The organism is Fundidesulfovibrio sp. (assembly GCF_058402725.1).
This window is the reverse complement of sequence record NZ_JBZVFJ010000031.1, coordinates 16,915-29,205: the sequence shown is the minus strand read 5'-3', so window position 1 is coordinate 29,205 and position 12,291 is coordinate 16,915. Positions and strand designations below refer to the sequence as shown.

General features: G+C 67.8%; 11 protein-coding genes. All 11 read left to right on the top strand.

All coding sequences use genetic code 11. The features are described from left to right. Positions 1–155: 155 nt before the first annotated feature. The 11 genes from ACV4UX_RS06300 to ACV4UX_RS06250 all read left to right on the top strand — a co-directional run bounded on the left by ACV4UX_RS06300 (position 156) and on the right by ACV4UX_RS06250 (position 12,087). The gene (locus ACV4UX_RS06300) at positions 156–575 is read left to right on the top strand and encodes an HI0074 family nucleotidyltransferase substrate-binding subunit (protein ID WP_491592464.1); all 420 of its coding nucleotides are present in this window, start codon (positions 156–158) and stop codon (positions 573–575) included. Beyond that, the gene (locus tag ACV4UX_RS06295) at positions 568–870 is read left to right on the top strand and encodes a nucleotidyltransferase family protein (protein WP_491592463.1); all 303 of its coding nucleotides are present in this window, start codon (positions 568–570) and stop codon (positions 868–870) included. The genes ACV4UX_RS06300 and ACV4UX_RS06295 overlap by 8 nt, the downstream gene beginning before the upstream one ends. Positions 871–912: 42 nt before the next feature. After that, positions 913–1,659, top strand: a complete 747-nt coding sequence (locus ACV4UX_RS06290) for an RsmE family RNA methyltransferase (RefSeq protein ID WP_491592462.1) — start codon at positions 913–915, stop codon at positions 1,657–1,659. Continuing rightward, positions 1,656–3,353 carry a diguanylate cyclase gene (locus tag ACV4UX_RS06285; RefSeq protein WP_491592461.1) on the top strand — a complete coding sequence of 566 codons (1,698 nt, stop codon included), beginning with the start codon at positions 1,656–1,658 and terminating at the stop codon, positions 3,351–3,353. Before ACV4UX_RS06290 ends, ACV4UX_RS06285 begins: the two co-directional genes overlap by 4 nt. Positions 3,354–3,356: 3 nt before the next feature. Then, entirely contained in the window at positions 3,357–4,562 is a 1,206-nt protein-coding gene (locus ACV4UX_RS06280) for a replication-associated recombination protein A (RefSeq protein WP_491592460.1), read from the top strand. Next, positions 4,559–5,380, top strand: coding sequence for a potassium channel family protein (locus tag ACV4UX_RS06275; RefSeq protein WP_491592459.1), 822 nt, complete (start codon positions 4,559–4,561; stop codon positions 5,378–5,380). Before ACV4UX_RS06280 ends, ACV4UX_RS06275 begins: the two co-directional genes overlap by 4 nt. 68 nt (positions 5,381–5,448) lie before the next feature. Continuing rightward, positions 5,449–6,366 (top strand): carboxylating nicotinate-nucleotide diphosphorylase, encoded by a 918-nt coding sequence (nadC, locus tag ACV4UX_RS06270; protein ID WP_491592458.1) that lies wholly within the window; start codon positions 5,449–5,451, stop codon positions 6,364–6,366. Positions 6,367–6,370: 4 nt separating this feature from the next. Then, on the top strand, positions 6,371–7,417 hold the full coding sequence (locus ACV4UX_RS06265) for a quinolinate synthase (RefSeq protein ID WP_491592457.1): 1,047 nt from the start codon (positions 6,371–6,373) through the stop codon (positions 7,415–7,417). A gap of 7 nt (positions 7,418–7,424) precedes the next feature. Beyond that, on the top strand, positions 7,425–7,901 hold the full coding sequence (locus tag ACV4UX_RS06260; protein WP_491592456.1) for an aminoacyl-tRNA deacylase: 477 nt from the start codon (positions 7,425–7,427) through the stop codon (positions 7,899–7,901). 17 nt (positions 7,902–7,918) lie between these two features. Then, on the top strand, positions 7,919–9,499 hold the full coding sequence (gene nadB, locus ACV4UX_RS06255; protein WP_491592455.1) for an L-aspartate oxidase: 1,581 nt from the start codon (positions 7,919–7,921) through the stop codon (positions 9,497–9,499). A 122-nt stretch (positions 9,500–9,621) separates the two neighbouring features. Then, the gene (locus ACV4UX_RS06250) at positions 9,622–12,087 is read left to right on the top strand and encodes a diguanylate cyclase (protein WP_491592454.1); all 2,466 of its coding nucleotides are present in this window, start codon (positions 9,622–9,624) and stop codon (positions 12,085–12,087) included. Positions 12,088–12,291: the final 204 nt, after the last annotated feature.

Below are 12,291 nucleotides of genomic sequence, written 5' to 3'. Positions count from 1 at the left end.
AGCCCGCGAAGCAATTGCCGGGTCCAGGGGGGGCTCCCCCCTGGCGGGAGAGTCCAGAGAGGGCAGAGCCCTCTCTGGTGGGGTGCGGGGCGAAGCCCCGCCCTCCGGTGCCGTGGCGGGGCCGCATTCTTCACGTGTTGCATGAGGGGTTACCCATGGCGATGCAGTTGGACAGCTTGCGCGGTGCGGTGGAGGCGCTTGGCCGCTCGTTGCGGGTGTCGGAGCAGAACGTGTCTGATGCGGACGACGACTTGCGTGAGACGCTCCGGGCTGGGGTGATCCAGCATTTCGAGATGGCCTACGAGCAGTGCTGGAAATTCATGCAGCGCTGGGTAGGGCTCAACGTATCACCGGACGACGCGGGGTTCCCGCGAACCCGCAAGGAGTTGTTCCGCACGGCGGCTCGCCACGGACTGATCGAAAGCCCGGAACCGTGGTTCGGGTTTGGGGAGGCGCGCAATATGTCCTCGCATACGTACGACGTTTCGTATGCCGAATCGGTCTACGATACGGCGCGGGTCTTTCTGGCCCACGCGCGAGACTTCATGGAGCGTCTTGAGGCCCGCAATGATTGATCTCCCGGACAACCAGCTTCACGAGGTGCAAAGGCTCCTGAACGAGATCGCCCCGGGCACGGAGGTGCGCGTTTTCGGATCGAGGGTATCGGGCCGATCGCGGCCGTATTCTGACCTGGATCTGGCGCTGGTGACGGCCGGACGCGTGGACAAGGGATTGCTGGAGCGGTTGCGTGATGCTTTTTCCGAGTCAAACCTGCCCTTTTCCGTGGATGTATCCGACTGGAGCGCCCTGCCGGAGGCTCTGCGACGCTCCATTGAAGAGCAAGGGTTTGCGGTGCTGCCCCTCCGGTAAAGCGCGCGAGGCAACAACAACCACAACCAACCACCGACCGCCATGGCAAGACTCGACACGTTCCACATTCCGCCCGAAGCCTGGGGCGCTCCGTTCCGTCTGGAAGGCGATGAGGCGCGGCATCTCGCCAAGGTGTTGCGGCTGGGCCCGGGCGCGCTGGTGCGCTGTTTCGACGGCGCGGGACGGGAGGGCCTTTTCCGGGTGGTCTCGGTGCGCGGCGGCGTGGAGTTGGAGCAGCAGTCGGAGCGGTGCGAGGCTCGTCCGGGCGGTGCGTGGCTGGCTTTGGGTTGGAACAAGTCGGCGCGTCGCGGGTGGTTGTTGGAGAAGGCGGTGGAGCTGGGCTGCGGCGGCATCCTGTTCTGGGAGGCGTCGCGCAGCCAGGGCGGCATGCCCGTCGAACCCAAGGAGAACTGGCGCGCGCAGCTGGTGGCGGGGGCAAAGCAGTGCGGGAGCGTCTGGCTGCCTGAGCTGGAGATGGTGTCCGGCGGAGCGTCGGGACTTGCTGAGCGCTGCGGGGCGTTTGGGGGCAGGTACCTGGCGTGGGAGTCGCGGGGGCTGTCGCGGGGGCTGGGCCTTGAAGACTTGACCGGGCCTGAAGGACGTGTTTTCGTGATCGGTCCCGAGGGCGGCCTGACGGACCCGGAGGCCGACGTCCTGCAGGACGCCGGATTCCGGGCCGTGACTCTCGGTCCCCGGCCGCTGCGCTGGGAGACGGCCTCGCTGTTGTGTCTGGGCCTTGCCTGGTGGGCAACGTCGTCTGGTGGTCCATCAACGGGCGGAATGCGATGAACGCGTGGATTCTAGCCGCCGAGGCCTTCGCGGTCTACGGGCTCGTGCTGTGGTCGCACTCGCTGCGCCACAGGTATGGTTTGGCGTTTTTCTATGCCCTGTTGGGCAGCCTTACGGCCATCATGTCCTGGGTCACGGACGCAGGGGTGGCGGTGCAGTTGGGCGACACCACCTATCTGGTGGGGTCCACGGTGTTCTACACGTCGCTGCTGCTGGGCGTGTTCGTGGTCTACGTGTTCGACGGCCCCCGCGCCACGCGGGTGGCCATCCTCACGGTTGTGAGCGTTTCGGCGCTTGTGCCGCTCATCTCCCTGGTCCTGCATCTCCAGACAAAGATTTCCAGCACCGTGCCCCTGGCGCTGGTGCCCATCCCGAGCCTGCGCATCAACGCGGCCTCGGTCCTCGCCACGCTGGCGGACCTTCTGTTCCTGGCCATCAGCTGGGAGTTCCTGCACGACAAGAAGCGGTCGATCCCCCTTGCGGCCAAGGCGTTCCTGACGCTTCTTGGGGTGATGTGGCTGGACGTGGCGCTCTTCAACACCGCAGCGTTTCTGGGCTCCGACAGCTACCTTGCCATCATGACGGGGACGCTGACGAGCCGCCTGGTGATCTGCGCGTTCGCGGCCCCGATCCTCTGGGCCTACCTGAGCTGGCAGAACGCCCTGACCGGCGTGGAGATGCCGCACCGGCCGGTGTTCGCCATCCTGCAGGAGCTTTCGGAGGTGCGCGTGGAGCTTCAGACAGCGCGCGAGGAGATCCTGCGGCGCATGCAGGTGGAGGCCGCCCTGCAGAAGAGCGAGCGGCGCTACCGGCAGCTGATCATCAACGCCTCCGAGCCCATCGCGGTGGTGCACAGCGGGCTCTACGCCCTGCACAACGCCCGCCTGCTGGAACTGACGGGCCTTTCCGAGGCGGACACCCGCACGGCCACCTTCGAAGACTTCGTGCACCCCGCCCAGCGCGCCCAGGTCCGCCAGGCCCTGGACCAGGCCCTGGCACGGCGCGGGCTGGCCAAATCCCTGGACTTCAAGGCCGTGCGCGGTTCGGGGGACCTCATCGACGTTCAGGCCAACATCGTGGGCATCGACTGGGACGGCGACGGGGCCGTGCTGGTGTTCCTGCACGACGTCACCGAGCAGCGCCGCGCCCAGGACAGGCTCCGGGCCGACGCCACCATGGACCAGCTTACGGGAGTGCTCAACCGCCGGGGGTTCATCGAGAGCGCCGAAGCCAAGGCTGAAAAGCTCCAGCGCGAGCGCCGGGGCTACACCGTGCTCTACCTGGACGTGGACCGCTTCAAGGAAGTCAACGACGCCCACGGCCACCTGACCGGGGACAAGGTGCTCCGGGAGGTGGCCCGCGCCGCGCGCGCGCAGGTCCGCGAGGGCGACGTGCTGGGCCGCGTGGGCGGCGACGAGTTCGCCGTGCTGCTCGCGGGCTCGTGCTCCAGGGAAGCCCGGACGGTGGGCCAGCGCATCGTGGAGCGCATCCCCGGGGCGTGCCGCGAAGGCGAGGCGGCCTGCGCCGTCACCGTGAGCCTCGGCGTGGCCAGCCTGGAACCGGGGATGGAGGAGTCCTTGCACCAGGTGCTGGACAGGGCCGACAAAGCCATGCTGGCGGCCAAGCGCGACGGGCGCGACAGGGTGCGCGTTCACGGCGACGATCCCGCGCCCGGCGGCGTTTCCGGGAGCTGAACCATGCCGCCCCTGGCCCACGCCATCAGGCCCGCCTCGTTCGAGGAGTTCACGGGCCAGTCCCACGTGATCGCGCGCCTGGAGGGGATGCTGTCGGCCCCCAGGCTGCCCAGCATCCTCTTCTACGGACCGCCCGGATGCGGCAAATCCACTCTGGCCCTGCTGCTGGCCAAGGCCAAGGGTCTGCCCTTCGTGCGCGTGAGCGCCCCGGAAGCGGGGCTGGCCGCCCTGCGCGGGCTCATCGCGGGCAAGGAGATCCTCATCCTGGACGAGGTGCACCGCTTTTCCAAGGCCCAGCAGGACTTCTTCCTGCCGCTCCTGGAGCACGGCGACATCACCCTTCTGGCCACCACCACCGAAAACCCGTCCTTCTCCGTGACCAGGCAACTGCTCTCGCGGCTGCATGTGATGCGCCTGCGCTCCCTCTCCCACGGAGAGCTGACCGTTGTGGCCCGCCGGGGCATGGAGGCCCTTCGCCTGGACCTGCCCCAGGAGAGCGTGGACCTGCTCTGCTTCGCCTCGGGCGGCGACGCGCGCACGCTGCTCAACCTTCTGGAATACGCGGCACAGCTGCCGCCCGAGAAGCGCGAGGCGGTCACCCTCAAGCAGAACCTCCCCGAGCAGGTGCTGCGCGGCGACCGCGACGCGGACCAACACTACGAGCTGGCCAGCGCCTTCATCAAGTCCATCCGGGGCTCGGACCCGGACGCCGCCCTTTATTACCTGGCCTGCATGCTCGAATCCGGGGAGGACCCCCGCTTCGTCACGCGCAGGCTCATCCTCTCGGCTTCCGAGGACGTGGGCCTGGCCGATCCGCGCGCCCTGCCCCTGGCCGTGGCCTGCCAGCAGGCCGTGGAGATGGTGGGCATGCCCGAGGGCTTCATCCCCCTGGCCGAGACCACGGTCTACCTGGCCCTGGCGCCCAAGAGCAATTCGACCTATGCGGCCTACCTGGCCGCGCGCAAGGAGGTGCTGGCCCAGGGCGTGCGCCCCGTGCCCCTGCACCTGCGCAACCCCTCGGCCAAGCTGCAACGCCAGTGGGGCTTCGGAGAGGGCTACAAGTACCCCCACGCCTACCCCGACGCCTGGGTGGAGCAGCGCTACATGCCCGACGGCCTGGACGGCGTGACCTTCTACCAGGAGAAAGACCTGGGGGAGGAACCCAGACTCGCCGCACGGCTCAAGGCCCTGCGCAAGAAACGGTCATGACGCGCAACCCCCGCCTGATCTTCTTCGGGAGCCTCTTCACCCTGGCCCTGGCCGGCGGCGTGGTGGGCTTCCACCTCATCGAGGGCCTGAGCCTCTTCGACGCCTTCTATTTTTCCATCATCACCATGGCCACCGTGGGCTACGGCGACATCCACCCCTGGTCCACCGAGGGCAAGGCCCTGGCCGTCGTCCTGGTGTTCGCGGGCGTGGGCTCCTTCGTGGGCGTGGTGGAGGCCATGGCCGAATCGCTCATCTCGGGCCGGGAGGAGAAGGCCAAGCGCGAGAAGCGCAACATGATCCGGGGCATCTTCTTCTCCGACGTGGGGCTCGAACTGCTCACGCGGCTCGTGCGGGCCGACCGCGACACGGCGGGGCTCTCGGAAGGCCTGCGCGTGGACGCCACATGGGAGCCCTCCCGTTTCCGCCAGGCCTCGAAGCTCCTGGAGGGCCACGATTTCGCCCTGGACCCGCACCGCCTGGACCTGAACGCCCTGCGCGCCCTCCTGGCCGAGAAGTCCGACCTGCTCCTGCGGCTCCTGGAAAACCCCAGCATCGGGGAGCACGAGGCCTTCTCGGACACCCTGCGCGCCATCTACCACCTGCGCGACGAGCTCATGTGCCGCCCGCAAGACCTGGCGTCTCTCCCCGAGAGCGATCTGCGCCACCTGGCCGGGGACGCAAGCCGGGTCTACGGGCTGATCAGCGCCCAGTGGATCACCTACGCGGGCTACCTCAAGGCCAGCTACCCCTACCTCTTCTATCTGGCAGCACGCACCAACCCTTTCAATCCAGAGGCCAGCGTCATCGTGCGGGGGTAGCCATCGCTTGTGATTTGCTTCACCCCTCTTCATCTGCGCGACGATTGGTGCTAGTTCCCCGTTCCATCATGACTTCCTTCCAGGAATTCTTCACCGGCAAGGCCCTGGGCCACCTCCACCGCGCCGTGGACCTGGCCCTGGACGAGGACGGGCCGGACCTCACCGCACGCGCCGTCTTCGCGCCCTCGGACCGCCTCACGGCCCGCATCCGCGCCAAGGAACCCACGCTCGTGGCGGGCCTTCCCATGGCCGACGTGGTCTTCGAGCGCATGGGCATCCTGGAGGCCGTGGTCCGCGCCTACCACGCCCGGGACGGCGACCTGGCCCTGCCCGAGGGCGCGTCGCCCCCCTGCTCCGAGGCTGCCCGGCGCCCCCGGAGCGGCCCCGTGGTGGCCGTGTTCGAAGGCCCGGCCGAGGGACTGCTCAAGGCGGAGCGGGTGATCCTCAACTTCCTGTGCCACCTCTCGGGCATCGCCAACCTCACCGCCCGCTACGTCTCGGCCCTGGAGGGCTCCCGCACGCGCCTGCTGGACACCCGCAAGACCCTTCCCGGCCTGCGCTACCCCGAGAAGTACGCCGTGCGCGTGGGCGGCGGCCACAACCACCGCATGGACCTGGCCGAGATGCTCATGCTCAAGGACAACCACGTGGACCGCGCCGGGGGCGTCACCCAGGCGATAGAGGCCGTGCGCCGCGCCCTGCCCCGGGACTGTCCGCCCCTGGAGGTGGAGTGCCGCTCCCTGGACGAGGTGCGCCAGGCCGTGGCCCTGCGGCCGGAGCGCATCATGCTCGACAACATGGACACCGACACCATGCGCCGCGCCCTGGAGACCATCCCCCCCGGCATCGAGACCGAACTCTCCGGCGGCGTGAGCCTGGAACAGCTTCCCCAACTGGCCCGCCTGGGGGCGGATTTCGTCTCCGTGGGCCGCATCACCCACTCCGCTCCCTACGCGGACTACAGCATGCAGCTTTGCAAGGCGTGACACCATGAGCGATTCCAAAGACTTCGACACCATCGAGAGCGTCCGCGCCCGCCTGGGCAAGGATCTGGTCATCCTGGCGCACCACTACATGTCCGACGCCGTGGCCCGCCACGCCGACCACACCGGAGACTCCCTGGAGCTCTCCCGCCGCGTGCCGGGCCTGGAAGCCCGCTACATCGTCTTCTGCGGGGTGTTCTTCATGGCCGAGACGGCGGCCATCCTGGCCAAGCCCGGCCAGAAGGTGCTCATCCCGGAGATGAACTCCCGCTGCGTCATGTCGGACATGGCCCCGGCCTGGCTGGCGGCCAAGGTGCTGGACCGTCTGGAGGGAGGCGGCCTGCCCGCCACGCCCCTGACCTACGTGAACTCCTCCGCCGCCGTGAAGGCCCTGGTGGGCGCGCGCGGCGGCTCGGTGTGCACCTCGGCCAACGCCAAGACCATGCTCTCCTGGGCCATGGCCCAGGGCTCCCACACTCTTTTCCTCCCCGACGTGCGCCTGGGCCTCAACGCCGCCGACTGGATCGCCCTGCCCAAGGAAGACCGCAACATCCTGGACATTCGCGAGCACGGGCAGGCCATCGACCTGGAGCGCGCCCGCCGCGCCAAGCTCCTGCTGTGGCCCGGCCAGTGCGTCATCCACTCGCGCTTCAAGCCCGAGTCCATCCGCAAGGCCCGCGCCGAGTCGCCCGGCTGCCTGGTGGTGGCGCACCCCGAATGCCACCCCAACACCGTGGCCCTGGCCGACGCCTGCGGCTCCACCTCGCTGATCATCCGCTTCGTGGCCGAGGCCCCCGAGGGCTCCACCATCTACGTGGGCACCGAGTACAACCTGGTGAACCGTCTGGCCCACCAGTACCGGGGCGTGAAGATCGTGCGCCCGCTGCTGCACTCCACCTGCTCCAACATGGAGAAGATCACCGAGCCCAACCTCGCCAGGCTTCTGGAAAACCTGGACTCGACTCCCACGGTGGAGGTCGACGAGGCCCTCAAGGACCCGGCCAGGCTGGCCCTGCAGCGCATGCTGGACGCCTGCGCTCCCCAAAAAGGCTGAGCGCGCCATGGGCAAGCCCCCGGCCACGCCGGCCACCCAGCTGCTCAAGGCCCGCAAGGTGGCCTTCACGGCCAGGCCCTACGACTACGTGGACCACGGCGGCACCGGACGCGCGGCCAGCGAGCTGGGCGTGGACGAGCACGCCGTGGTGAAGACCCTCGTCTTCGAGGACGACGCGGGGCAGCCGTTCCTCGTGCTCATGCACGGCGACCGCGAGGTCTCGCTCAAGGAGCTGGCGCGCCAGATGGGGGTGAAGGCCGTGACGCCCTGCGCGCCAGAGGCCGCGCAGCGCCATACCGGCTATCTGGTGGGGGGCATCTCGCCCTTCGCCACCCGCAAGCCCTTGCCGGTGTGCGTGGAAAAGAGCATCCTCGCCCTGCCCCGCGTGTTGGTGAACGCGGGACGGCGCGGCGTGCTGGTGGAGATAGAGCCCCGCGTGTTCCAGGAACTTCTGCCCGTCACGCCCGTCGAGGCGGGCCGCTAGCCAGGCCGGGAGGCCCCATGTACCAATTCCGCAGCAAGACCCAGGTCCTGGTCATCGGTTCCGGATCGGCGGGCTGCGCCGCAGCCCTGACCCTTGCGGACAAGGGCTTCGAGGTCACGCTCCTCAGCGCCGGAGACAAGCTCACCGACGGCAACTCGGCCCTGGCCCAGGGCGGCATCGTGCACACCGGCCCCGGCGACTCGCCCAAGCTTCTGGAGCGCGACATCCTCACCTGCGGGGCCAACCACAACCACCTGGCCGCCGTGCGCCACCTGGCCCGCAAGGGGCCGGAGGTGGTTTCCCAGCTGCTCATCGACAAGCTCGCCGTGCCCTTCGAGCGCGGCCGCGACGGCCAGTACCACCTCACCAAGGAGGGCGGCCACAGCCTGCCGCGCATCCTGCACTGCGCCGACTCCACGGGCCGCTCCATCATGGAATACATGGTCCGGGCCGTGGAGGCCCACCCCAACATCACCGTGCTCACCCGGCGCACCGCCGTGGACGTGCTCACCTCGCACCACCACGCCTCGCTCATGGAATACAAGTACCATCTGGTGAACCAGGCCCTGGGGGCCTACGTGTTCAACGAGCTCACCGGCGTGGTGGAGACCATCCTGGCCGACTACACCATCCTGGCCACGGGCGGCGTGGGGCAGATCTACCTGCACACCACCAACACCCGGGCCTGCGTGGGCTCGGCCCTGGCCATGGCCTACCGCTGCGGCGCGCGCTTTTTGAACATGGAATACATCCAGTTCCACCCCACCTCGCTCTTCCACCGCGCCGACCGCCGCTTCCTGATCACCGAGGCCATGCGCGGCGAGGGGGCCAGGCTCGTCAACGCGCGCGGCGAGGCCTTCATGCCCCGCTACGACGCCCGCGCCGATCTGGCCCCGCGCGACATCGTCACCCGGGCCATCATGGAGGAGCTCCTGCGCTCCGGAGAGGACTGCGTGTTCCTCGACGCCGCCAACCACGTGGACGACGTGGCGCGACGCTTCCCCGGCATCGCGGCCAAGTGCGCCGAAATCGGCATCGACATCGCCCGCGAGCCCATCCCCGTGGTCCCGGCCGAGCACTACTCCTGCGGCGGCGTGCTCGTGGACGTGCACGGCCGCACCACCGTGGACCGCCTCTACGCCGTGGGCGAGTGCAGCTGCACCGGCGTGCACGGGGCCAACCGCATGGCCTCCACCTCGCTCCTCGAATGCATCGTCTGGGGCGTGGGCGCGGGAGCCTACATCGGCCACCGCTACGCCTCCAAGCCCAAGCTCCCCAGGAAGCTCCTGGACTCCATCCCCGACTGGGTCTCACCCGGCCAGGACCGCAACGAGGACCCCGCCCTGGTGGCCCAGGACTGGACCACCATCAAGTCCACCATGTGGAACTACGTGGGCATCCACCGCACGGCCTCGCGCCTGAAGCGCGCCTTCGAGGATCTGCGGGACCTGAACGTCCACCTGCACGACTTCTACCGGGAGACGCCCCTCTCCAAGCCCATCGTGGACCTCTTCCACGGCTGCCAAGCCGCCTACATCATCACGCTCCTGGCCATGCGCAACACCCGGAGCCTGGGCTGCCACTACAGGGTGAACTGATCCCTACCAAAACGATCCCCTTGACAAGCGCCTTGCCTTTCCATGGGCTTGCCCGTATCGGTTAAGCGTGGGGGGCTTGGCGGCGGAGCGAATGCTCCGCCCCGAGTGGAGGGCGCTTGCGCATGATGCAGGACCGGACCGTTCCCAACAACGGCCACGAACCCGACGGCATCCCGCTGAAGGGCTTTTCTTCACTGCGCGCCCGCATCGGGCGCGTGTTCAATCCCGAAAAATGGAGCCTGAGCGCCCGCTTTCTCTACGCCACGGGTGCGCTCCTGGCCGTGGGCAGCGTCATCCTGGTGCTGGTGTTCCTCTACTACCGGGGGCTCATCCTCTCGGAGTCGGTCAACAGCCGCATGGCCGTCTTCGAGCAGTGGATCCAGGACAAGCTCGTCTCACAGCAGGACCTGCTTTTCAGCGAGGTGGTCCCCGTGGCCTCCATGCCCGAGGTGGTGACGGCCCTGCGCAACCGGGACAGGGAGCGCCTCAAGAGCTTCATTCTCCCCTACATGGAGCGCATCCGCACCATCTCCGGCCTGGACGCCTTCTACTACCACTTCCATCTGCCCCCGGCCGTCTCCTTCCTGCGCACCTGGGACCTGGAAAACACCGGCGCGGATCTCACGTCCATCCGGCCCATGGTGGTCAAGGCCAACAAGTACGTCACTCCCCTCAAGGGCATCGAGGTGGGGCCCGGAGGCGTGGTGATCCGGGCCATCGTCCCCGTTGTGGACCACGGCGAGCACCTGGGATCCGTTGAAGTGGCGGCCTCGGTGGAAGGCATCCTGCACAGCACCCAGATGCCCTCCCATTTCGGGGCAACGCTCCTCCTGGAGCGGCGCTTCGGCGACATCGTGCTTCCCAACCACCCCATGTCGCCCCACGGCAGATGGCTTGTAGGCAAAATCATGAACACAGGCGAGGATCAGCTGCTGCTGTCCGAATTCGACTCCGGACGCACTCCCAAGCGCGTGGGAGACGTGTTCTACCGCACACTGACACTTGAAGATTTCCAGGGCCAGCCCGTGGGCGCGGTGCTGCTCTCCTACGATTCCAGGACCCTTGTGGGCTCCACCGTCAACGAGGCCCTCATCTTCGGCCTGGCCTTCGCCTGCGGGGCCATAACCCTGCTCTTCCTGCTCTACTCCAACGTGCGCCGGGTGAAGCAGTTTCTCTCACGCTTGCAACGCATCCTGGTGGCCACCAACGAGGGCAACTTCTCCGAGCGTTTCGAAACGGAGCCCATCCACTGCCTGGAGGTGCTGCGCTGCAACAAGACCGACTGCCCGGTCTACGAGAATCCCTCGCTCATCTGCTACCTGGAGACGGGCTCCGAGGCCATCTTCCCCACCCACCGCAACACCTGCGTGTTCCTGCGCCAGTACCGCAAGTGCCGCTACTGCCCGGTCCACGCCCTGCGCCGGGGCGACGAACTGGTGGAGATGCGCAACTCCGTGAACACCATGCTCCGGCTCTGGGGCGTGTTCACCAACCGCGTCCATCAGGTGATCGGCGAGGTGCTCCACTCCAAGGAGTCTGCCGAGCGCACACCCTCGCTCAACCACATCACCGAAACCCTCGAACACATGGCCGGACTCACGGCCTTCACGCGCGACCTCCAGGGCGTCATCAGCAAGGAGGAGGTCTACGGCATGCTGGAGCACGTCTTCACGCGCCAGTTCCAGCTGCCGGAACACGCCATCTTCGAGGCAGATCCCGCCGACGGGCACATGGTTCCCGCCGTGAACCGCTTCGACGACCCGGCGCTTCTGTGCACCGAGATGTTCCACTCCCCCAGCCTTTGCCGCGCCAAACGCGTGGTGGACGAGGTGAGCTCCCACTCCAACCATGCCCTGTGCCCCTACTTCCATATCGACCACGAGCGCTTCGTGCGCTGCTGTCTGCCCATGGTCATGGGCGGACAGGTTGGCGGCGTGGCCTCCTTCATCCTGCCTCGCGGCCAGTGGGAGAAGCGTCGGATGTCGCTTTCGGTGCTCCAGAAGTACCTGAGCGAATGCGCCCCGGTGATCTCCACCCTGCAGCTGTTGCACGTCTCCAAGGAGAACGCCATGCGCGACGCCCTCACCGGCGTGCACAACCGGCGTTTCCTGGACGAATACGTGAAGAAATACGAGGCCGTGGCCCGGCGAGACTCCCGCATGGTGGGCTTCGTCATGGTGGATGTGGACCACTTCAAACGCCTGAACGACCAGCACGGACACATGGCCGGAGACGCCATCCTGCGTGACCTGGCCCGCCTGCTCCAGGACCGCGTGCGCAAGGCCGACCTGGTGGTGCGCTTCGGTGGCGAGGAGTTCCTGGTGCTGCTCCACGAGGTGATGCCCGGGCACGCCAGGGAGGTGGCGGACAAGCTCCGCCTGGCAGTGGAGACCCACCCCTTCATGCTTCCCGACGGCCGTCTGGCCCACAAGACCGTGAGCCTCGGAGTCTCCGAGTTCCCCAGCGACGCCGATGCCTTCCACCAGGCCATCAAGTGCGCGGACCTGGCCCTCTACCAGGCCAAGGAACAGGGCCGCAACCGCGTGGTGCAGTACGAGGCCGAGATGTGGAGCGCGGTCCGCGGCTGAGCCCCTGCCTCAACGAAACGCTACCGGATTCGACCCAAGCAAAACGGGCGCGGCTGAAGCCGCGCGCCCTACTTCCAGGTGGCGATTCCCGGAGACGGGATTCGCAAAGCCGCTTACGGGCGGCAAAGCCGCCCTGCTCCAAGCTGCGCTTCGCGCAGGCTTGGGCCGACTCCTCAAAGCAGGATTCGACCCAAGCAAAATGGG

Coding starts and splice junctions, on each gene's coding strand:
- ACV4UX_RS06300 (WP_491592464.1), top strand. CDS start 156: ATGGCGATGCAGTTGGACAGCTTGCGCGGTGCGGTGGAGGCGCTTGGC.
- ACV4UX_RS06295 (WP_491592463.1), top strand. CDS start 568: ATGATTGATCTCCCGGACAACCAGCTTCACGAGGTGCAAAGGCTCCTG.
- ACV4UX_RS06290 (WP_491592462.1), top strand. CDS start 913: ATGGCAAGACTCGACACGTTCCACATTCCGCCCGAAGCCTGGGGCGCT.
- ACV4UX_RS06285 (WP_491592461.1), top strand. CDS start 1,656: ATGAACGCGTGGATTCTAGCCGCCGAGGCCTTCGCGGTCTACGGGCTC.
- ACV4UX_RS06280 (WP_491592460.1), top strand. CDS start 3,357: ATGCCGCCCCTGGCCCACGCCATCAGGCCCGCCTCGTTCGAGGAGTTC.
- ACV4UX_RS06275 (WP_491592459.1), top strand. CDS start 4,559: ATGACGCGCAACCCCCGCCTGATCTTCTTCGGGAGCCTCTTCACCCTG.
- nadC (WP_491592458.1), top strand. CDS start 5,449: ATGACTTCCTTCCAGGAATTCTTCACCGGCAAGGCCCTGGGCCACCTC.
- ACV4UX_RS06265 (WP_491592457.1), top strand. CDS start 6,371: ATGAGCGATTCCAAAGACTTCGACACCATCGAGAGCGTCCGCGCCCGC.
- ACV4UX_RS06260 (WP_491592456.1), top strand. CDS start 7,425: ATGGGCAAGCCCCCGGCCACGCCGGCCACCCAGCTGCTCAAGGCCCGC.
- nadB (WP_491592455.1), top strand. CDS start 7,919: ATGTACCAATTCCGCAGCAAGACCCAGGTCCTGGTCATCGGTTCCGGA.
- ACV4UX_RS06250 (WP_491592454.1), top strand. CDS start 9,622: ATGATGCAGGACCGGACCGTTCCCAACAACGGCCACGAACCCGACGGC.